The 20,575-nt window shown below is 68.2% G+C and carries 22 protein-coding genes; 10 read left to right on the top strand and 12 right to left on the bottom strand.

Going from position 1 to position 20,575, the window contains the following annotated elements; translation table 11 throughout:
- Positions 1-106: 106 nt before the first annotated feature.
- From G8O29_RS04055 to G8O29_RS04040, 4 genes are all read right to left on the bottom strand, one after another.
- Positions 107-2,605, bottom strand: a complete 2,499-nt coding sequence (locus G8O29_RS04055; RefSeq protein WP_166401932.1) for a P-loop NTPase family protein — start codon at positions 2,603-2,605, stop codon at positions 107-109.
- A 3-nt stretch (positions 2,606-2,608) separates the two neighbouring features.
- Positions 2,609-3,727: a PP2C family protein-serine/threonine phosphatase gene (locus tag G8O29_RS04050; RefSeq protein ID WP_207623647.1), complete on the bottom strand. Its 1,119-nt coding sequence runs from the start codon at positions 3,725-3,727 to the stop codon at positions 2,609-2,611.
- A complete protein-coding gene (locus G8O29_RS04045) occupies positions 3,708-4,541 on the bottom strand; it encodes an FHA domain-containing protein (protein ID WP_166401931.1) in 834 nt (277 codons plus the stop codon). The genes G8O29_RS04050 and G8O29_RS04045 overlap by 20 nt, the downstream gene beginning before the upstream one ends.
- Before the next feature lie 229 nt (positions 4,542-4,770).
- Positions 4,771-5,787, bottom strand: coding sequence for a polyprenyl synthetase family protein (locus G8O29_RS04040; protein ID WP_166401930.1), 1,017 nt, complete (start codon positions 5,785-5,787; stop codon positions 4,771-4,773).
- Positions 5,788-5,846: 59 nt separating this feature from the next.
- On the opposite strand from G8O29_RS04040, the gene G8O29_RS04035 reads away from it, so the two are divergent.
- From G8O29_RS04035 to G8O29_RS04025, 3 genes are all read left to right on the top strand, one after another.
- Positions 5,847-6,062, top strand: coding sequence for a putative signal transducing protein (locus G8O29_RS04035; RefSeq protein WP_166401929.1), 216 nt, complete (start codon positions 5,847-5,849; stop codon positions 6,060-6,062).
- The gene (locus G8O29_RS04030) at positions 6,062-6,820 is read left to right on the top strand and encodes a tRNA1(Val) (adenine(37)-N6)-methyltransferase (protein WP_166401928.1); all 759 of its coding nucleotides are present in this window, start codon (positions 6,062-6,064) and stop codon (positions 6,818-6,820) included. Before G8O29_RS04035 ends, G8O29_RS04030 begins: the two co-directional genes overlap by 1 nt.
- A 101-nt stretch (positions 6,821-6,921) precedes the next feature.
- Positions 6,922-7,086 (top strand): YdcH family protein, encoded by a 165-nt coding sequence (locus tag G8O29_RS04025; RefSeq protein ID WP_128514664.1) that lies wholly within the window; start codon positions 6,922-6,924, stop codon positions 7,084-7,086.
- Here the strand turns inward: G8O29_RS04025 and yddG are convergent.
- The 5 genes from yddG to G8O29_RS04000 form a co-directional block, all read right to left on the bottom strand.
- Positions 7,083-7,943, bottom strand: a complete 861-nt coding sequence (yddG, locus tag G8O29_RS04020) for an aromatic amino acid exporter YddG (protein ID WP_166401927.1) — start codon at positions 7,941-7,943, stop codon at positions 7,083-7,085. The two genes, G8O29_RS04025 and yddG, sit on opposite strands and share 4 nt — an antisense overlap.
- The gene (locus G8O29_RS04015; RefSeq protein ID WP_166401926.1) at positions 7,940-8,485 is read right to left on the bottom strand and encodes a hypothetical protein; all 546 of its coding nucleotides are present in this window, start codon (positions 8,483-8,485) and stop codon (positions 7,940-7,942) included. The genes yddG and G8O29_RS04015 overlap by 4 nt, the downstream gene beginning before the upstream one ends.
- 67 nt (positions 8,486-8,552) lie before the next feature.
- Positions 8,553-9,278, bottom strand: coding sequence for a beta-ketoacyl-ACP reductase (locus G8O29_RS04010; protein ID WP_166401925.1), 726 nt, complete (start codon positions 9,276-9,278; stop codon positions 8,553-8,555).
- A 108-nt stretch (positions 9,279-9,386) separates the two neighbouring features.
- A complete protein-coding gene (locus G8O29_RS04005; RefSeq protein ID WP_166401924.1) occupies positions 9,387-10,562 on the bottom strand; it encodes an acetyl-CoA C-acetyltransferase in 1,176 nt (391 codons plus the stop codon).
- A gap of 511 nt (positions 10,563-11,073) precedes the next feature.
- Positions 11,074-11,928: an EAL domain-containing protein gene (locus G8O29_RS04000; RefSeq protein ID WP_166401923.1), complete on the bottom strand. Its 855-nt coding sequence runs from the start codon at positions 11,926-11,928 to the stop codon at positions 11,074-11,076.
- 116 nt (positions 11,929-12,044) lie between these two features.
- On the opposite strand from G8O29_RS04000, the gene G8O29_RS03995 reads away from it, so the two are divergent.
- From G8O29_RS03995 to G8O29_RS03980, 4 genes are all read left to right on the top strand, one after another.
- Entirely contained in the window at positions 12,045-12,602 is a 558-nt protein-coding gene (locus G8O29_RS03995) for a DNA-3-methyladenine glycosylase I (RefSeq protein WP_166401922.1), read from the top strand.
- 71 nt (positions 12,603-12,673) lie between these two features.
- Positions 12,674-13,576, top strand: coding sequence for a thioredoxin (trxA, locus tag G8O29_RS03990; RefSeq protein ID WP_166401921.1), 903 nt, complete (start codon positions 12,674-12,676; stop codon positions 13,574-13,576).
- A 27-nt stretch (positions 13,577-13,603) separates the two neighbouring features.
- Positions 13,604-14,260, top strand: a complete 657-nt coding sequence (locus G8O29_RS03985; protein ID WP_166401920.1) for an LON peptidase substrate-binding domain-containing protein — start codon at positions 13,604-13,606, stop codon at positions 14,258-14,260.
- Entirely contained in the window at positions 14,257-14,433 is a 177-nt protein-coding gene (locus G8O29_RS03980) for a Trm112 family protein (RefSeq protein ID WP_166401919.1), read from the top strand. Before G8O29_RS03985 ends, G8O29_RS03980 begins: the two co-directional genes overlap by 4 nt.
- Before the next feature lie 364 nt (positions 14,434-14,797).
- Here G8O29_RS03980 and G8O29_RS03975 read toward each other — a convergent pair whose 3' ends face one another.
- The gene (locus G8O29_RS03975; protein ID WP_166401918.1) at positions 14,798-16,501 is read right to left on the bottom strand and encodes an acyl-CoA dehydrogenase; all 1,704 of its coding nucleotides are present in this window, start codon (positions 16,499-16,501) and stop codon (positions 14,798-14,800) included.
- Between the two features lie 111 nt (positions 16,502-16,612).
- Here G8O29_RS03975 and G8O29_RS03970 point away from each other — a divergent pair, with 111 nt between their 5' ends.
- Both G8O29_RS03970 and mscL read left to right on the top strand, forming a co-directional pair.
- Complete coding sequence (locus G8O29_RS03970; RefSeq protein ID WP_242678866.1) at positions 16,613-17,557, top strand: L-threonylcarbamoyladenylate synthase; 945 nt, start codon at positions 16,613-16,615, stop codon at positions 17,555-17,557.
- Positions 17,558-17,714: 157 nt separating this feature from the next.
- Positions 17,715-18,086, top strand: a complete 372-nt coding sequence (mscL, locus tag G8O29_RS03965) for a large-conductance mechanosensitive channel protein MscL (protein ID WP_166401917.1) — start codon at positions 17,715-17,717, stop codon at positions 18,084-18,086.
- A 115-nt stretch (positions 18,087-18,201) separates the two neighbouring features.
- Here mscL and ald read toward each other — a convergent pair whose 3' ends face one another.
- On the bottom strand, positions 18,202-19,320 hold the full coding sequence (ald, locus tag G8O29_RS03960; RefSeq protein ID WP_166401916.1) for an alanine dehydrogenase: 1,119 nt from the start codon (positions 19,318-19,320) through the stop codon (positions 18,202-18,204).
- A gap of 142 nt (positions 19,321-19,462) precedes the next feature.
- Here ald and G8O29_RS03955 point away from each other — a divergent pair, with 142 nt between their 5' ends.
- On the top strand, positions 19,463-19,927 hold the full coding sequence (locus G8O29_RS03955; RefSeq protein WP_166401915.1) for an Lrp/AsnC family transcriptional regulator: 465 nt from the start codon (positions 19,463-19,465) through the stop codon (positions 19,925-19,927).
- On the opposite strand, the gene G8O29_RS03950 is transcribed toward G8O29_RS03955, so the two are convergent.
- Positions 19,924-20,514, bottom strand: coding sequence for a TetR/AcrR family transcriptional regulator (locus G8O29_RS03950; protein WP_166401914.1), 591 nt, complete (start codon positions 20,512-20,514; stop codon positions 19,924-19,926). The two genes, G8O29_RS03955 and G8O29_RS03950, sit on opposite strands and share 4 nt — an antisense overlap.
- Positions 20,515-20,575 lie beyond the last annotated feature (61 nt).

Below are 20,575 nucleotides of genomic sequence, written 5' to 3'. Positions count from 1 at the left end.
CAGCTAGCTCAAGCACCATGCGACACAAGTCCCCGCAATAATGTCATAAGTTTGGAAAGTGGTCCCAATTGGGCACATTCTTGACGATTCTACGCTCACAATACCGTCACACGGCGCGCAATGTTTCCAGTTCGCGTCTAAGTTGCAAGAGCAACGTCAGCGCATCATCTGCCGGCGCGTGACCTTTTTCCAACTGCATCAACATGATGAGATCAAGCACCTCGCCGAGGTCGCCATTGATTCGCCGCATGGCCTCGGTCTTCCCCTGCGAGACCAGCGTCATCACCTGCTCACCCGTCTCGCGCGCGTGCTCCAGGATCAGGTCAACCGGCACTTTCGCTTCGGGATCGATCTCGCGCTCCAGAGCGGCCGCGCGGGACGAGATCACCGCGATGGCCTGTTCGGCAAGGCCGGCATCGACCGCGATTTCAGGTGCCGGGGCAGCAGGCGCCGCGCTGGCCGGCACCGCGCGGGCGGCGATCCTTGGCCGCTCGCGGCGCCGGGCGGGCTGGGCGGTCTCGGCCGGGCGGTCGCGCATCATGATCGCCCGGGGTGACAGGAGCGCCGCATCCGCGGTCTGCGGCGCGGCGGGTTCCGGGACAGGCTCCGCCGGGCGCGCCCGGGCCGCGGCGGGCAGGCGGGTGACGGGCGCCATGCGCGGCGGAGGCACGGCCTCGCGCGGTGGCGCAGGCGGTTCGGCCGGTTGCGGGCGGGCCTCGCGGCCGAACAGCCGGGGGCGCGCCAGGGGCGTGTCCGACATGGGCTCGCGCCTCGGTCCGGGCGTCAGATCGGGCCTGCCCGGCCTTGTGGGCGCTGCGTTCTCTGCATCGAAGGCCCCCAGCGAAAGCCGCACCGCGGAAGCTGCATCCTGATCCTCGTCCCCGACCTGTTCGGTCGCGGTTGCTTCGGCCTCGCTGTCATCCGGGTCCGGCTCCGGGGCCTCGGCCATTTCCTCCGGACGCGCGCGCAAGGAGGACAGATCCGGCAAGGGGGCGCCCCGCACCAGGCCGTCGGTCCTGCGGGCAGCGCCGAAGGCCCGAAGCCGATCTGCCGCGCCGCCCTTGGCGGCAACTTTGTCCGGATCGGCCTCCGGCCGTTCCGCAATTGCGCGCGGAGCCATCGGCCGGTCGGGCCCTGCGGCAAGGTCGCCAGCCGGTGCGGCGGGCGCTTCGACCTCGGGCGCCGCCGGTGCCCCGGTTCCGGTCGGTTGCCGGCTGCGCTGCGTCTCCTCTGCCTCGACCGCAGCACTGGGTCTCGGTCTGCGCGCAGGGTGCTGAAGCTGCGCCGCGGGCTCTGGCGCGGGGGCCGCGGGCGCCTCAAGCTCGGCCTTGGACTTCCAGGTCGATCGCAACGGCACCTTGGCGGCAGGGGCAAGGTCGCCTTCGGTGGCAACGCGCTTGATCCGGTCGGCAAAGCGCTTGCGCGGTGCGGCGGGATCCGGGACCGGATCGACCTCCGGTCGCCATTCAACCGGCGCCGGGACGAGAGCGGCCTCGGGCCCGGGCTCCGGTTCAAGCTCGGACTCCGCGACGGCCTCGGGCTCGGGCTCGGGCACACCCGCGACCTCGGGCGCGGACGCATCGGCCTCTGCTTCGGCCGCATCGGGCGGCGCTGCTTCCGGGCCTTGCCGGGACACCTCGGCCGCGGCCCTCACCCGATCGACGATAGCCGCATCTTCGGAATTCTCGGCTGGCCCGGCCGGTTCGGGCGGGGGGACCCAGGGGCCCTTCTCTGCTGCCGCCCCGGCAGGTTCCGCAAAGCGGCGCGCAACCAGTTCACCGGCCTCGACATGGCGCGCCAGAAGCAGCTCGGCCATGTCCATGTCGGCGCGACGGCCCGACTGCACGCGGGTCTTGATCGCGGCGATCACGGCGGCCGCGCCGCTGTCGCGGAACAGCTCGCGGTTGACCGGTCCGCCTGGAGGAACGGCGGCCCGGGCCTCCTTCGCGGACACAGACAGGATCTGCCGGAACTCCTCGCCCGCGCGCAGCTCGACCCGGTCGTGCATCGCCGCTGCCGACTGCCGGCTGCCCAGAAGATCGACCTTGGTCAGGAACATGAAACTGTTGTCCTTGACCGAATCGGGCAGGCTTTCCCATACCGCCTGTTCCTTGGGCAGATACGAGGTCGTGCACCAGATCACGATATCCGCCCGCTTGGCCGCCCAGCTTGCCGCGCGCTTCTGTTCGGCCTCCATCGGCCCGGCCGAAACCTCCAGCAGACTGATGACCTTCAGCGCCGGCAGGTCCATTTCCAGGGTCACCAGCGCGGGCGCCAGCGGCAGGACATCGGCCAGGTCGCTGCCCGGCACGATCTTCGTACTGCCGTCGGTCAGCGTGCAGATCATCCGTGCGGTGGTGCCATGCTGGACGATGATCGTGGGCAGGCGCAGGGTTTCCGGCACGACATTCGCGCCGACAAGCAGGTTGAGGATCGAGGACTTGCCGGATCCCGGCAGCCCCAAAAGCGCCAGACGGGCCGGACGTTCCAGACGCTCGAGCAGGCGTTCGGCCGCTTCTGCGGGACCGCCCGCAGGCAACAGGCCGCGATCAAGTGCGCGGCCAAGCCGCTGAGCGACTGTCAGTTCCTCATCCGCGTTTGCCATGTGTCACTTTATGACGGTGACTCGCCTTGGCCGCAACCGGACAGGCGACAAATCCTCGACCGACGTGTCGCGGTGGCTTTCCTGCACCGCTGTCACCACCACCCGGGCCGGTTTCGGGTCGGGCTTCGGCTCGGGCAAGGGCTGCGGGGTCGCAGGCTGGAGGTTCGCCGCCGTCCTTGGCAGGGGGCCGGGCGGAGGAGCCGCGGGCGCTTTCGGGACCGGCGCAATCACCGGCGCAATGACCGGCTCGACAGCCACCGTCGTCAGCCGCCTGGGCCGCGCCACGGCCACCGAGGGTCCGCGCGGGCGATCCTGTTTCGGCTTTACCGAGGCGTCGTTCACCTTGATCACGGTGAAGCTGATATTGTCCTGGTCGGGGTCGTCCAGACGTTCCAGCTCTGCCAGGAGATGCTCTGCAATCTCGGTCGAGCGGGCCTTGCGGTACCGGTTCAGAAGCTTCTCGATCTGGGCATTGGTCAGGAACTGCACCCCGTCCGACGCGCACAGCACGATATCGCCGGCCTGAAGTTCGTAGGGCCGGGTCGGGCAGTCGATCTTCGGGATCCGCGTGCCCATCAGCACCGAAATCAGGCAGTTGCGGTCGGGATGGTTGGCGGCGACTTCGGGGTCCATCAGGCCGGACTTCACCATGAAGTCGATCTGCGGCGCCATCGAATGATCTTCGTTCAGCTGGGTCAACCGACCGCCGCGGAACAGGAACAGGGGCGAATCGCCGATCGAGATCCACCACAGCCGGTTCTCCACCAGCGCCGGCACCACCAGCGTTGCCCCCATCCCCTCTGTCTCGGGGTGGGTTCGGGTGTGCTGGCGCAGGGTCTCGTTCGCCAGCTCGGCGACGCCGCGCAGGATTTCCGGAGCGCGCGCCTCGAAGGCGTGGACATCGGCGAAATGGAACTTCAGCTCGCTGAACACCTCGGTCAGAACGATCTTCGACGCCACATCGCCCGCTGCATGTCCGCCCATGCCATCGGCCAGCACGACAAAGCCCGCCTCCGCCCCGACCGGAAAATCGGCCGTGATCGCGTCTTCCTGATAGTCCCGCGCGCCCTGGCTGATGCCAGAGGCGACATCATAACGTGGCTCACGCGATCGCCATATCATCCGCGTCCCCTTCGGAGTCGACCGCCGACCAATTGAAGTCGGGCGTACACAACACTTTCAGCACCAAGGTCGTTTCACCGATCTGGATCTCGTCACCGTCGCCGACGACGGCCGTCGAGAGCAGGGGCTTGCCGTTCAGCCGCACCAGGTTCGACTTGCCGCCGTGGCCAAGGTGGAACTGGTGCGTCATCGGATCATAGGCGATGGCCGCATGATGCTGGCGCGAAATCGCCATGTCGCCGAAGTCGAGCGAAATGGTCTGGTCGGTCCCGCGGCCGATCTGCGACACGCCGCGCATCACCGGAAAGGCCGCGCCGCGCCCGGGGCCAGCCTTGATCACCAGCCAGCCGGTCGGGTACATCACCACGCCCGACTTGTCGCCGGGTTCGATCGGCTCTTCCATCCGGCCTTCGTCGAACAGGGGCACGACCGAGGCCGGCTGCGGCTCGAACCCCAGAACCCGGGTCTTCGTCCGGGTCGCCCGCCGACGGACGCCGGCATCCGCCGCGATCTCGCGCGCGGGGGTGGGCATGGGGGCAGGCGCCGGTGCGGGGGCCTCTTCCTCGATCTCCCAGATGTTGACCGCGGGCGCCGGGCCTTCCTTGGCCACCACGGCGCTGTTCGGCGTCTGGGTGAGGACTTCTGTCACGCCGCCGGCAAGCTTCGGAAAGCGCCCCGCCGCAGGCCCGCTGCCCGCAGCGACCGCATCGATGGCGGCCTTGGTGGCCTCAATCTGTTCCGCCTCGCTGCCGGGGAACCGGACCGCGCGCGATGCCTTTGCCTTGCGGCCGAACAGCCAGTCGAAGAATTTCATGTCCCGCACTCCAGCCCGGGCAGTTGCCCGGGGTCATTCATCATTGGCCGGCACCGGTTACCAATCCTTCAACGCGCATGTTGCCGCCCTGTCCCGACCCGCACCATGCCCCACCTGCACACGAAACCCGCGCAAGGCCAAAGCCCACCTCGGTTCTCGATACGCACAAACTTTGTCCAAAAAATGATCCGATTCCGGTCATTTCGCGGATCGGCAACTACATCGGGTTTCAGAATAGGCGACGAACCACGAAATCTGCAAGCTCGGACAGAGTGTCGCGCAACGGGTGCACGGGCAGGTTGTCAAGCGCCCTTCGTGCCCGAGCGGACCAGGCCAGGGCCTCGTCGCGGCTTGCGGCAATCGAATCGTGCCGACGCAGAATGGCCAGGGCTTCGGCAAGATCGCCCTCGCGCTGGTCGCCCCTTTCGATCACCCGTTCCCAGAAGGCGCGTTCGCCCGCATCCGCCCGCGCGACGGCCCGGATCACCGGCAGGGTCAGCTTGCGCTCGCGGAAATCGTCGCCGGTGTTCTTGCCGATCACCGCATCCGACCCGCCATAGTCCAGGATGTCGTCGGCAATCTGGAAGGCGATGCCCAGCGCGTCACCATAGTCGCGCAGCGCCGCGACCTGCGTGTCGTCGGCCCCGGCGATGATCCCCCCGACCTCGGTTGCCGCCGCAAACAGCGCCGCCGTCTTGCCGCGCACCACCTGAAGATAGATGGCCTCGTCCGTCCGCAGGTCCTGCGCGGCGGTCAGTTGCAGCACCTCGCCCTCGGCGATGGTGGCCGAGGCATCGGCAAGGATGTCCAGAACCCGAAGGTTCCCCGTCTCGACCATCAGCTGGAAACTGCGCGAAAACAGGTAGTCGCCGACCAGCACGCTGGACTTGTTGTCCCACAACAGGTTCGCCGTCGGCCGCCCGCGCCGGCGCTGGCTTTCGTCCACCACGTCGTCGTGCAGCAGCGTCGCGGTATGGATGAATTCGACCGTCGCGGCCAGCTTGACGTGATCGCCGCCCGCATAGCCCAGCATCCGCGCCGCCGCCAGGGTCAGGAGCGGCCGCAGCCGTTTGCCCCCCGCCTCGACCAGATGCGCGGTGACCTCGGGGATGCGCGGCGCGTGCTCGCTGGCCATCCGCTGCCGGATCAGCGCGTTCACCGCCGCCATGTCCTCGGCCAGGAGGGCGCTCAGCCTGTCCTGCGGGGTCACCTTTGCCTGCACCGCGCTGTCGCCCGCCCCGTCCATGCCCCGTCCATGCCCCTGCCGCCCTTGCCCCGCCGGTCCGGCGAGGGTAACCCGATCCCATGAAGGAACTTCTGCGCACGACCGACCCGACGGTGATCGCCTTTGCCACGGTCCTTCTTGAGGGCGAGGGTATAGCGGCCTTTCCGTTGGACGTCCACATGAGCGTCCTGGACGGCAGCCTGGGCATTCTGCCGCGGCGGCTGATGGTGGCGGACCGCGACCATTTCCGCGCCACGGCGATCCTGCGCGACAACGGGATCGCGACGGGGAAGTGATGTTTGCGGACGAGGAGCTTTCCGACGACAAGTTCCTCTGCGGCCGCCTGCGCCTTTTGCAACCATTGAAAGGCTACCGTGCAGCGACCGACCCGGTGCTTCTGGCCGCCGCCTGCCCGGCCGAGCCGGGCGAGGAAGTGCTCGACCTCGGCTGCGGGGCGGGGGCAGCGGCGCTTTGCCTTGGCCTGCGGGTGCCCGGTCTTGCGCTGGCGGGACTGGAGCTGCAACCGGCCTATGCCGATCTGGCCCGGCGCAACGCCGCCCGCAACGGCATCGCGGTCGAGGTGCACGAGGGCGACCTGGCCCGGATGCCCGCCGCGCTGCGCCGCGATTTCGACCATGTGATCGCCAATCCGCCCTATTACCCCGCCGGCGGCAGCCCCTCGCCCGTCGCGGCCCGGGCGCGGGCGATGCAGGTGGAGACGCCGCTTGCCGCCTGGGTTGCCGCCGCCACCCGCCGCCTGCGCCCCGGCGGCTGGCTGACGCTGATCTGCGGGGCCGACGGCCTGCCCGAGGTGCTGGCGGCCCTGGCGCCCAAGCTCGGCTCGGCCTCGGTCCTGCCGCTTGCCCCGCGCGAAGGCCGCGCGGCGCTGCGGGTGATCGTGCAGGCGCGCAAGGGCGGCCGCGCGCCCTTCCGGCTGCTGGCGCCCTTCGTCCTTCACCAGGGGGCCGCGCATGACGGCGACCGCGAAAGCTATACGCCCGCTGCCAACGCCATCCTGCGGGAAGGCGCCGATCTTCTGGCCGCATTCCGCTGAATTCGACGCATCTTTCTGTCACATGTCCGTAACAAGGGATGACACGACTCGGCTTTCGTGATGCACTTCGATTTGTGGGTAGCTTTTACAGGAGGATGACCATGACGATCGCATCGCATCTGGTGGAACTGCGCAGAAAGCACGAAACGCTCTCGGAAATGGTCGAAAAAGCCCAACGCAGCCCCGCAACCGATGCCCTGAAGATCGCGGAACTCAAGAAGCAGAAGCTGCGGCTGAAAGAGGAAATCGAGCGGCTGAGCCACTAATCCCTTGCGGCGCTGGTCCGCGCGGCCAGCGCCGCGCCGGCCGCGATCAGCACCGCCGCGACGGCGATCGTCCAGGTTGGCCTGGCTATGCCCGCGAGCACCAGGGCCAGGGTGGACAACAGCGGCGCCGCATAGCTGGCGACGCCCAGTAGCTGGATGTCGCCCCGCTTCATCCCGATGTCCCAGGTGAAGAAGGCCGCGCCCACCGGGCCGATGCCCAGGGCCACAGCCGCCGCCCAGCCCATCGGGCCGACCGGCCAGACCGTCTCTTCCAGCGCCAGATGCGCTAGCAGCGAAAGGGCCGCCGTCGCCAGGCAGAAGACTGTCACGCTTTCCGTCGGCACCTCGCCCAGCCGCCGCGACAGCACCGAATATCCCGCCCAGGTCAGCGCGCAACCGAAGGCCAGCACCAGACCCAGGGCCGAGCCGTCGCCTTCCCCGCCCCGTCCCAGCACGATCAGCGCGGCACCGGCAAAGGCGATCAGCGCGCCGATCACATGCAGGGGCCGCAACCGCTCGCCCGGCAGAAGGCCCGAGAACAGCACGATGAACAGCGGCCAGAGATAGGCGATCAGGCCGGTCTCGGCCGTGGGCGACAGGCGGAAGGCGGTGAAGTACAGGAGGTGATAGCCGAAAAGACCTGCCGTGCCGAAGGCATAGACCTTCCAACTGACGCCCTTCAGCACGCCGAACCCAGCCCGCGCGGTCCAGACCAGCCCGATCAGCCCGCCGATGGCAAAGCAGACCGCGTTCAGCATCAGCGGTGGCACCGGCGCGCTGCCGATGGTGAACAGCGCCAGCAGCGACCACATCAGCACGGCGGTAAAGCCGATGCCCGTTGCACGCGCCCGCGTCATGCCGTGCCGGTGCCGCTTTTACCCTGGCGCGGCTTGCAACGCGTCCGCATCGGCCGCCGCGCCATGGACCCGTCCACCGGCCTGGGAAAGGCGGGCAAGGCGTCGCCTGCCTCCAGCCAGCGTGCCAGATCTTCGGCGCTGCGCAGGGTGGGGGTCGCTTTGAACAGGACATCGGTGGCAAAGACCGCCTTCAGCTTCGGCACCGGAAAGCCGTTGGCCTGAAAGACCAGCCCGGACAGATACTTGTCCGCCATGAGCTGGGACTGGTCATCCGCGCCTTCGGCGGTCAGCGACCGGTTCAGCCGCTGATTCGGGACCGCGCCGACCAAGGCCGCCCGCGCGTCGGCATCGCCCCGGAAGGCACCCTGGAAGAGGTATTCCTCCCGCTTCAGGCGCTGCTTTCCCGGCATGCGGCGAACAAGGTCGATCCCGATGCGCGGCGCCGACCGGCCGGTCTCGTGCCCGACCCGGGCCAGGGCAGGCGCCGGATCGTCCCCCGACTTCGGCGCCCGGTAGACCGGGAAGGAACTTGGCTGGGGCACGTCGCGGATTCTCTTGGCCTGGACACGGGGGCAGGCCTAGCGCCCGCCCCCGTCCCCTGGCAAGAGGTCAGACGAAGAACTGCCCGCCGTTCGCGCTGATGGTGGACCCGGTGATGAACCCCGCGTCGTCCGAGGCAAGGAATACCACGATCCGCGCGATCTCCTCGGGCTCGCCAAGGCGGCCCACCGGGATCTGCGGGATGATGCGTTCGTTCAGCACCTTCTCGTCGATGGCGCGCACCATTTCCGTGCCGATATAGCCCGGGCAGATCGCGTTGACGGTGATCCCGGCCCGCGCGCCTTCCTGCGCCAGCGCCTTCGTGAACCCCAGGTCCCCGGCCTTGGCCGCCGAATAGTTGGCCTGCCCGGCCTGGCCCTTCTGTCCGTTGATCGAGCTGATGTTGATGACGCGCCCGAACTTGCGGTCGCGCATCCCCGACCACAGGGGATGGGTCATGTTGAACAGACCCGTGAGGTTGGTGTCGATCACCTCTTTCCACTGCTGCGGCGTCATCTTGTGGAACATCGCATCCCGGGTGATGCCGGCGTTGTTCACCAGCACTTCGACCGGGCCGAGATCGGCCTCGACCTTGGCGATCCCCGCCGCGCAGGCGTCATAATCCGCGACCGACCACTTGTAGGTCGGGATGCCGGTCTCCCTGGTGAAGGCAGCGGCCGCCTCGTCGTTGCCGGCATAGTTCGCCGCGACCCTGTAGCCCGCCGCCTTCAGCGCGACCGAGATCGCCGCCCCGATTCCGCGCGACCCGCCCGTGACCAATGCAACCCGTGCCATTTTGCCTCCTCCCGGCATACTGTTGTATTCCTTGAAATCCTGTTACCGAAACGAAAGAGGGCGCGCAAGATTATTGCGCGCCCGATCCGGCTTTTCGCGTAAGAAGGCTCAGGCGCGTTCCAGACACATGGCGACACCCATGCCGCCACCGATGCACAGCGTGGCCAGGCCCTTCTTCGCGCCGCGACGGCCCATCTCGAACAGCAGCGTGTTCAGGATGCGCGCTCCGCTCGCGCCGATCGGGTGGCCGATGGCAATCGCGCCGCCGTTCACGTTCACGATCTCCGGATCCCAGCCCATGTCCTTGTTCACCGCGCAGGCCTGCGCCGCAAAGGCCTCGTTCGCCTCGACCAGATCCAGGTCGCCGACCTTCCAGCCCGCTTTCGCCAGAGCCTTGCGGCTGGCATGGATCGGGCCCACGCCCATGATCGAAGGGTCGAGCCCCGCCGTCGCATAGGACGCGATCCGCGCCAGCGGGGTCAGGCCGCGCCTGGACGCCTCTTCCGCCGTCATCAGGACCACCGCCGCCGCGCCGTCGTTGAGACCGCTGGCATTCGCCGCCGTGACCGAGCCGTCCTTCACGAAGGCGGGTTTCAGCTTCTGCATCGCCTCGATGGTCGCGCCGTGGCGAATGTATTCGTCACTGTCCACCACGATGTCGCCCTTGCGGGTCTTCACGGTGAAGGGCACGATCTCGTCCTTGAACTTGCCCGCCTTCTGCGCCGCCTCGGCCTTCAGCTGGCTGGACAGCGCGAATTCATCCTGCATGTCGCGGCTGATCTGCCACTGGTTGGCAACGTTCTCGGCCGTCTGGCCCATGTGATAGCCGTGGAAGGCGTCCCAGAGCCCGTCCTTGATCATCGAGTCGATGAAGTTCAGGTCGCCCATCTTCTGCCCGGCGCGCAGATGCGCGACATGGGGGGCCAGCGACATCGATTCCTGTCCGCCCGCGACGACGATCTTCGCATCGCCCAGCTGCACATGCTGCGCGCCCAGCGCCACCGCCCGCAGCCCCGAGCCGCAGACCTGGTTCAGCGACCAGGCACTGGATTCCTTCGGCAGACCCGCCTTGATATGCGCCTGCCGTGCCGGGTTCTGGCCCTGGCCGGCGGTCAGCACCTGGCCCAGGATCGTCTCCTCGACCTCGGCCTTGTCGATCCCGGCCCGTGCCACCACCGCCTCGATCACGGCGGCCCCCAGGTCATGCGCCGGGGTATTGGCGAACGAGCCGTTGAAGCTGCCCACGGCGGTGCGGCCCGCCGACACGATTACGACATTGGTCATCTGGTTCCTCTCCCACTAGCGCCCTAGGGGTACGCCACGGCACGAGGGGCTTCGCGCCGCATCCCTTCTTGCCCTAAGGGCATATTGCTGCCGTTGCAAGACAGAGTGGTACCAGGAGCAAGATACCGCAGGCACGGCCCGTCATTTGCCGTCCCAACCGCCGGCGACTGCCGGACGCGACCCATGCCCGGACAACCGACGGCAATGACGACCGCAAGATCGGCCGAGGCCCCGGCAGAACGCGCCGGACATGCCCGTGCCGTGCGGTATGCGCGCAGCCAAGGGGGATGGGCGCAGCCGTGCGGGAGGCGCAGAGCCATGCGGGATGGCTCTGCGGGACGTCTCTGCGGGACGGTTCTGCGGGACGGTTCTGCGGGACGGCTCTGGACGAAGCCCATCACCGGACCGGCCGCCAACCCGACAGGGGCCATGCGCCCGCCCCGCAGTGACCGTACAACCGTGACCACCGTGGGCCACGATGCCGTGCCGGCCTTGACCGCAGGCATCCCGTTCAGGCGCCGAAATCCGGCCGCCCATGCCGGAAGGCGCGGAAATCCGGCGTCACCGTGGGCGGGCCGAACAGATAGCCCTGAAGACAACCGACGCCCGCATCGCGCAGCCAGGTCGCCTCGCCCTCGGTCTCCACCGCCTCGGCGACGACATACATCCCCAGCTGCTGCGCCATGGCGATGGCCGCCCGTACTGCCGACTTGCCCTCGCCGGTCCGGTCCACGTTCTTCACCAGGCTGCCGTCGATCTTGGCAATCTCGAAATCCATCTCCTCAAGCAGGCGCAGCGAGGTCATCCCGGCGCCGAAATCGTCCAGTGCAAAGACGATGCCGCGTTCGCGCATCTCGGCCATGAAGGGCTTCAGCACATCCGGCACCTGCAAGGCCGAGGCCTCGTTGATCTCGAGGATCAGGTTCGATCCCAGGCGCGGCGTTTCCTGCAAGGCGCGGTAGAGGATGTCGAGCCAGGGACGATAGCCGACCGACCGGGCCGACATGTTGATCGACACCCGGACGTTCGGATTGCGCTGCATCGCCATCAGCCCCAGTTGCAGGGCGGCGCAGTCGATCTCGCGCCCCAGCTGGCGCATTTCGGCCACAGGCATGAAGTCCCGCGCCGGGATGACCTGGTCACGCAGGTTCAGAAGCCGGATGAACCCCTCGAAGAAACCGATGATCTTCGGGTCCGCCGCATAGACGACCGGCTGGAAGGCCAGGCGCATCCGCCGCTCGGACAGCGCCGAGGTGACCATCGACAGCGTTTCGCGGTCCTGGGCCGAGATCGCCACATCCAGCGGACTGGCCGTTGCCGGATCACGGTCGAACTTCGACTTCCTCGGTTCCTTCAGATAACTCATCGAACGTCCCCGGCCGGCCTGATTCTTGTCGACAGCCTAGGCGTCCAGAGGTAAACGGACCGTCAACGATCACATTTTGTTCTCGGCCCCACCGCGGTGAACCTTCGGGCAGGACCATGGAAAACGCTGACAATTCTACACGTTGCCCCTGGTGCAGCTCTGATCCGCTGTACCAGGCCTATCACGACCACGAATGGGGCAGGCCAGAGCGCGATCCGAAGCGGCTGTTCGAGCTTCTGATCCTCGAATCCTTCCAGGCGGGGCTTGCCTGGATCACCATCCTGCGCAAGCGCGAGCGCTTCCGCGCCGCCTTCGCCGGTTTCGACCCCCAGATCCTCGCCCATTGGGGCGAGCCGGATGTCGCCCGCCTCCTGGCCGATCCCGGAATCGTCCGCCACCGCGGCAAGATCGAGGGCACGATCCGCGGCGCCCGGGCCTTCCTGCGGATCGAGGCAGCGCAGGGTTTCTCGCCCTTCCTGTGGTCCTTCGCCCCGCCGCCGCGGCCCCGTCCCGCCACGCTTGCAGAGGTGCCCGCCCAGAGCCCGCAGTCCCGGGACCTGTCGAAGGCGCTTAAGGCCGAGGGGTTCAGCTTCGTCGGCCCGACCATCACCTATGCCTTCATGCAGGCCGCAGGCATGGTTAACGACCACATCGCCGCCTGCGACTGGGGCTGATCCCAAGGCTGCCCCTTGGCCTATGCCGCCCAAACCGCCATATAGAGCCAAACATCCTTCCGGAGGTCCGAATGCTGGGTCTGGGCGAAAAACCGAAAGCCGACGCTACTCTCATCAAGGACGGGACCGAGGCCAGCTTCATGGCCGACGTGATCGAGGCCAGCCGCGAGGTGCCGGTCATCGTCGATTTCTGGGCCACCTGGTGCGGCCCGTGCAAGACGCTGGGTCCGATGCTGGAATCGGCCGTCACCGCAGCCAAGGGCAAGGTCCGCATGGTCAAGATCGATGTCGATCAGAACCAGCGCATCGCCGCGCAGCTGCGCATCCAGTCGATTCCCACCGTCTATGCCTTCTGGCAGGGCCAGCCGGTCGACGGCTTCCAGGGTGCCGTGCCCGCCTCGGAACTCAAGGCCTTCATCGACCGTGTCTCGGCGCTGGCCGGCGACGGCGGTCTGGCCGAGGCGCTGAAGGCGGCCGAGGAGATGCTGGCCGAAGGTGCTGCCGTCGATGCCGCCGAAACCTTCGCCGCGATCCTGGGCGAGGAACCCGAGAACGCCGCCGCCTACGGGGGCCTGATCCGCGCCCACCTCGCGTTGTCGAACTTCGACCAGGCCGAAGGGCTGATTGCAGCCGCACCCGACAAGGTGGCGAAATCCAAGGAGCTTGACGCCGCCCGCGCGCAGCTGGAACTGGCGAAACTGGCCGCGAACGCGGGCCCCGAGGCCGAACTGCGCGCCGCCGTCGAGGCCGATCCCGACGACCACCAGGCACGCTACGACCTTGCCGCAGCACTTCTTGCCGCTGGGAACGCGAAAGAGGCCGTCGATCAGCTGCTGGAACTGTTCCGCCGCAACCGCGAATGGAACGACGGCGCGGCCAAGGCCCAGCTCTTCACCATCTTCGACGCGTTGAAGCCGCAGGACCCGATCGTCCTTGCCGGTCGCCGCAAGCTTTCGTCGATGATATTTGCCTGACCCTGTCAGCGGGCTAACTGGATGCCCATGATGACCGCAGCCGACCTGCCGGATACCATTCCGGTCTTTCCCCTGCCGGGGGCGCTGATGCTCCCCCGGGCGCGTCTTCCGCTGCACATCTTCGAGCCGCGCTATCTGGCGATGATCGAGGATTGCCTGAAGACCCGGCACCGGCTGATCGGCATGATCCAGCCGCGCGAGACGCCGCCCAGCGAAAGACGCGACGGGGAAAGGCGATTGCAGGCCATCGGCTGCGCCGGCCGCCTCACCGGCTTCTCGGAAACCGAGGACGGGCGCTACATGATCACCCTCTCGGGCATCTCGCGCTATCGCGTCCGCGAAGAGGTGCAGGGCTTCACCCCCTACCGCCGCTGCCTGGTCGACTGGACACCCTTTGCCCGCGACCTCGGCCCGGTCGAGGACGATCCGGGCTTTCAGCGCGAGGCCTTCCTTGACCTTCTCGCCCGCTATTTCGCCAGGCTGAACCTGTCCACGGACTGGAACAGTCTGAAAGAGGCCGAGACCGAGCTTCTGATCAACTCGCTGTCCATGCTCTGCCCCTTCTCGCCCGAGGACAAGCAGGCGCTTCTGGAAGCCCCCACCCTCGTCACCCGGCGCGAGACCATCGTGACCCTGATCGAATTCGCCCTGCGCGGCAGCGGCGAAGAGGAGACCCTGCAATGAGCGAGTCCGCCGACCGCCACATGCTGGAGGCGCTGGTCTGTCCGGTGACGAATGCCGTCCTCACCTACGACGCCGAACGGCAGGAGCTGATCTCCAAGGCCGCGCACCTGGCCTTCCCGATCCGCGACGGCATCCCGATCATGCTGGTCAGCGAGGCGCGGAAGATCGAATAGGCCGGCCCGATCGGATGCGCCAAAGGTGATCGACACGCTCCGCATGCCGGAGAACGAGCCTCTGGCCTGATAGGCCGAACTTCGGATCGACGATAAGGCGCAGGCGACGTCGCGCGCCACAGTCTGCCGATGCGGCGCGTCGCGGAACTGGCCCGGGCGCAACGGCAGCCACAAGGCTGCCGGATCCCGGCAGACCGATCCTCCGCCTCCTCGTGCGCCTTCGGCGTCCCGTCGGACAGACCCCGGCGAGGAGGGCCGAAGGCACCGACGAGCGGCCCCGGGGGCAGGCGTTCGGCAATCCCGACAAGGCTCGGCCGCGAAACCGGGAACCAGGCCATTCCGGGTCCTGCCCTGTGCGGGCGGCTCACGCTGCCAGATCGTCCGCGCCCACCGCGTACAGACCCGCCGCCCCTTCCCGCGCCTCGGCCAGCAGGGCGCCATGTTCCGGCAGCAGCCGCCGGATCATCACCCGGGCCAGAGCCTCCCGGCCTCCATCCGCCAGCGCCGCCTTCAGATGCGCCTGCCCGCCCAGCACCCGGGCAAAGGCCCGCAGATAGGCCATCGCCCCGGCAAAGCGGTCGTTCAGATCCATCGCCAGCAGCGCCTCGGTTCCCTCCCGCAGCGCCTCGGCCGCCGCCCAGACATCGCCCGCCAGATCGGGCAGACGGCTACGCGCCGCCTCGGCCCCGCGCTGGACCTCGTCGATCAGCCGGAACGCGACCTCTCCCCCGTCGGCCATCTTCCGGCCCACCAGATCCATCGCCTGGATCCCGTTCGTCCCCTCATAGATCGGCAGGATACGCGCATCCCGCAGGAACTGCGCCGCGCCGGTCTCTTCGATGAAGCCCATGCCGCCGTGCACCTGCACCCCCTGATGCGCCACCGCGCAGGCGGTATCGGTGCACCAGGCCTTCGCGATGGGCGTCAGGAAGGCCGCCCGCGCCTGCCAGTCCGCCGCGCCCGTCGCCTGGCCCATGTCGATCGCCACCGCGCAGGACAGCGCGATCGCCCGCGCCGCGAAGACCTCGGCCCGCATCGCGGCCAGCATCCGGCGGACATCCGCGTGCTCGATGATCGCCCCGTCCCTCGACAGCGGAGTCACCCCCTGCCGCCGCCCCGCCGCATAGGCCAGCGCGTGCTGCAACGCCGCCTCGGCGACGCCCACCCCCTGCGCCGCCACCGACAGCCGGGCGTTGTTCATCATCGTGAACATCGCCGCCATGCCCCTGTGCGGCTCTCCCACCAGCCAGCCGGTCGCGTCCTCGAACTGCATCACGCAGGTCGGGCTGCCGTGGATGCCCAGCTTGTGCTCCAGACTGACCACCCGCAGACTGTTGCGCCGCCCCGGATTTCCTGCCGCATCGGGCAGGAACTTCGGCACCATGAACAGGCTGATTCCCTTCGTCCCCGGCACCCCGTCCGGCAGCCGCGCCAGCACCAGATGGCAGACGTTCGACACCAGGTCGCTGTCGCCCCAGGTGATGAAGATCTTCTGCCCGCTGATCGCATAGGTTCCGTCCCCGTTCGGCACTGCCTTCGACCGCAGCGACCCCACGTCGGTCCCCGCATGCGGCTCGGTCAGGTTCATCGTCCCCGACCACTCGCCCGAGGTCAGCTTCGGCAGATACAGCGCCTTCAGCGCGTCCGAGCCGTGATGCTCCAGCGCCTCGATCTGGCCCTTGGTGAGTAGCGGCTTGAGATGCAGCGCCAGACAGGCCCCCGACATCATCTCGTCCACCGACAGCGCCAGCGCGATCGGCAGCCCCATCCCGCCATGCTCGGGGCGGGCCGCCATGCCGACCCAGCCGCCCTCGGCGATCGCCCGGTAGCCCTCGGCAAAGCCGGGGGGCGACACGACCACCCCGTTCTCCAGCCGCGCCGGATGCAGATCGCCCACCCGGTTCAGCGGCGCCAGCACATCGGAACACAGCCGCCCCGCCTCGGTCAGGATCGCCTCGGTCAGGTCGGGCGTGGCGCCCTGAAAGCGCGCGGTTCCGGTCACCTGCGCATAACCCACGACATGATCCAGAATGAACCGGATATCCCGGACCGGAGCACGATAGGTCATCGACCTCTCCCTTGCAGAACCTTGGCAAAACGCGGGGCCTGCCGTAAGGGAGGCCGGAATGAACGCTATCCCTTTCGGATGGCCCTGCAAGACGGACGCTGCGTCATTGCCATGACCCTCCTCCTTCCCCCCGATGACGCCGGCATCGCCCGGGCCGCCGAGCTGCTTGCCGGGGGCGAACTGGTGGCCTTCCCGACCGAGACGGTCTACGGCCTGGGCGGCGACGCACGGTCGGACCTTGCGGTGGCTGGGATCTTCGCGGCCAAGGGTCGGCCCAGCTTCAACCCGCTGATCGTCCACCTGCCGGACCTTGCCGCCGCCGAACGCATCGCGCAGGTCGGCGACCGGGCGCGCCGGCTGGCCATGGCGTTCTGGCCCGGCCCGCTGACCCTGGTCCTGCCGCTGCGCGAGGGCGCAGGGATCTCGCCCCTGGTGACGGCCGGTCTGCCGACCGTCGCCATCCGGGTTCCGGCGCATCCGCTGGCGCAACGGCTCTTGCGCGCCTTCGGCGGCCCGGTCGCCGCGCCCTCGGCCAATCCCTCGGGCCGGGTCTCGCCCAGCCGGGCAGACCATGTGCTGGAGGGCCTGTCCGGCCGGATCGCGGCGGTGCTGGATGGCGGGCCCTGCGCGGTCGGGCTGGAATCGACCATCGTCCAGACCGACCCCGCGGCCGTCCTCCTGCGCCCCGGCGGCGTGCCGGTCGAGGCGCTGGAGACCGCTCTGGGCGCGCCTCTCGCCACGGCGGGCACAGCCGGCAGGCCGACCTCTCCGGGACAGCTGGCCTCGCATTACGCGCCCCGGGCCTGCCTCCGGCTGGACGCCACCGAAGCCCGCCCGGGCGAGGTGCTCGTCGGCTTCGGGCCGGTGAGGGGTCGGCTCTCCCTGTCCGAAAGCGGCGATCTGACCGAGGCGGCGGCGCGCCTGTTCCACCTCATGCGCGAGGCGGACCGCCTGGCCGGGCCCGATGGCCGCATCGCCTTTGCCCCGGTGCCGGACAGCGGCCTGGGCCGCGCGATCAACGACCGCCTGCGCCGTGCCGCCGCGCCCCGCGGCTGAACCGCTGCCCCCTTGCCACAGGGTCAAGGACGGGTGTCCGGGCGGCAAAATTCCCCATAAACTTCCGCCACACTTATGCCATAGTCTTGCCGGGCCTGAGAGCCTGAGCGATCAGAACATCCGTCACTGAAGGCGGGACAGACAAGGGAACCGTGGAATGCTTAACGAATTCAAGACCTTCATCGCGCGCGGCAACGTGCTGGATCTGGCCGTCGGTGTCGTCATCGGTGCCGCCTTCACCGCCATCGTGACCTCGCTGGTCGATGACCTCATCAACCCGCTGATCGGCCTGATCGTGGGCGGGATCGACTTTTCGGGCTGGGGCTTTGCCATCGGCGACGCCAAATTCGCCATCGGCAGCTTCATCAACGCGATCATCAAGTTCCTGATCGTCGCCTGGGTCGTGTTCCTGATCGTGAAGGCGGTGAACCGGCTGATGCCCAAGAAGGAAGAGGCCCCTGCCGCACCCGCCGGGCCCTCGGACAACGACCTCCTGAAGGAAATCCTGGCCACGCTGAAGGCCAAGTAAGCCTCCAGCTTCGGCACGAAGGCCCGCGAGATCGCTCTCGCGGGCCGCTTTCACTGAACCGGGATCCGGCCCGGGCAGGGCGGCGGATCGTCCGCCACCCCCGCCACGCCCCGGATCAGAGCGACAGCGCCTCGGCCGCAGGAATGACCGGCAGGCCCAGCGCCGCGCCCACGGCCTCATAGGTCAGCTTGCCGGCATGGACGTTCAGCCCGTTCAGCAGATGCCGGTCCTCGGCGCAGGCGCGCTTCCAGCCCTTGTCGGCCAGGGCCAGCATGAAGGGCATCGTCGCATTGCCCAGAGCCTGGGTCGAGGTGCGGGCCACCGCGCCCGGCATGTTCGCCACGCAGTAATGCATGATCCCGTCCACCTCGTAGATCGGGTCCTGATGGGTGGTCGGACGCGAGGTCTCGAAACAGCCGCCCTGGTCGATCGCCACATCCACCAGCGCAGCACCCGGCTTCAGTTCCTTCAGCTGCGCTTTCGAGATCAGCTTCGGCGCCGCCGCGCCGGGGATCAGCACCGCACCGATGATGAGGTCTGCCTCGCGCGCCATGGCGATGGTGTTCCCGGCGCTGGCGTAGGCGTTCTTGAACGTGCCGCCGAAGACATCGTCCAGATAGCGCAGCCGCTGGATGGAACGGTCCAGCACCGTGACATCCGCGCCCATGCCGGCCGCGACCTTGGCGGCATGGGTCCCGACGACACCGCCGCCGATGACCAGCACCCGCGCCGGCGCCACGCCCGGCACGCCGCCCAGCAGCACTCCGCGCCCGCCATTGGCCTTCTGCAAGGTCCAGGCCCCGACCTGCGGCGCCAGACGGCCCGCGACCTCGGACATCGGCGCCAGCAGCGGCAGGCCGCCCCGGTCATCCGTCACCGTCTCGTAGGCGATGCAGGTCGCCCCGCTGGCCAGAAGATCCTTCGTCTGCTCCGGGTCCGGGGCGAGGTGCAGATAGGTGAACAGCACCTGCCCCTCGCGCAGCCGCTTGCGTTCCACCGCCTGCGGCTCCTTGACCTTCACGATCATCTCGGCCTGGGCAAAGACCTCTTCCGCCGAGCCGAGGATCTTCGCCCCCGCCGCGACATAATCGGCATCGGCGAAACCCGCGCCCGTCCCGGCGCCGGTCTCGATCAGCACCTCATGGCCATGGTTCACCGCCTCGCGCGCCGCATCCGGCGTCATGCCGACGCGGAATTCCTGCGGCTTGATCTCTTTCGGGCATCCGATTCGCATGTGCTCCCTCCCTCTTGGGACATGGTCCCTGTGCGGACAATCCTGATCCGATTTCCTGACGATGCTTTGAATTCTGGTTGGCGCATCACGACCAGCGTCGTAGATTCTTCGCAGAATCCAGCCATAGGCCGCAGAATCTTTCATGACCCCCGATCTTGACGCCACCGACCGCCGCATCCTGACCGTCCTCCAGAAGAACGGCCGCATCACCAATGCCGAACTGTCCGAGGCGGTGCACCTGTCGCCCTCGGCCTGTCACCGCCGCGTGCAGCGGCTGGAGGAAGAGGGCTACATCGCGGGCTATGTCGCCCTTCTGGACGCCCGCCGCATGGGTCGGATGACCACGGTCTTTGTGGAAATCACCCTGCAAAGCCAGGCCGAGGACCTGCTGGACGCCTTCGAGCGCGAGGTGGCCAAGGTGCCCGACCTGCTGGAGTGCCACCTTATGGCCGGGACGGCGGATTATCTGCTGAAGCTGATGGCCGAGGATACCGAGGACTTCGCCCGCATCCACCGCCAGTTCCTGTCCCGCCTGCCGGGTGTGCGGCAGATGCAGTCCAGCTTCGCGCTGCGCACCGTGGTCAAGACGACGGCGCTGGCGGTCTAGGCTGCGGCGTGCAGATAGCCGAAGACCGCGCGGCGGGTGCGGTCGGTCAGCGCGCCCCGATCGGCCTCCTGCGCCTCGGTCGCGGCGTCGATCATGCCGCGCAGGATGGCCAGGATGTCCTGTGCCGTGGTTTCCGGGCGCGAGATCTTCAGCTCGTCCAGCCGCGCGGCGATCAGCACCGTGATCCGGGCCGAGAATTCGGCGGCCTCCGGGTCGGGCGGCAGCTGCGTCCGCGCCAGGTTCAGCGTCCGCGACAGCGCGGGCCGCGCCAGGTAATGCGCGACGGTCGCCTCGATCAGTTCGTCCACCAGCCTGGTCAGGTCATTGGCCGCGTCCGAGGATACGATCCGTTCCACCGCCTCCAGCAGGTTCGCCCGTTCGGCCCGGATCAGCGCAGCCAGAAGCGCGTGCTTGCCGGGGAAATACTGGTAAAGCGAACCGATCGAGACACCCGCCCTTGCGGCCACGGCGTTCGTCGTCAGCGCCTCCAACCCTCTGCCCGAGCAGAGATCGGCAGCGGCGGCAAGGATCCCGTGCACCTTGGCGCGGGATCGGTCCTGTCGGGGATGTTTGCGAGGCTCGATCATGACGCCAGCCTAGGGTCGCAGATTGCAGCGGAAAACTGCAAAATGTGGCGACAAATGGAAA

The sequence above is a fragment of the Rhodobacter calidifons genome, from assembly GCF_011174775.1.
GTDB lineage: Bacteria > Pseudomonadota > Alphaproteobacteria > Rhodobacterales > Rhodobacteraceae > Tabrizicola > Tabrizicola calidifons.
Note: the sequence above shows the minus strand (reverse complement) of the source record. Positions and strands in the feature narration are given on the sequence as shown.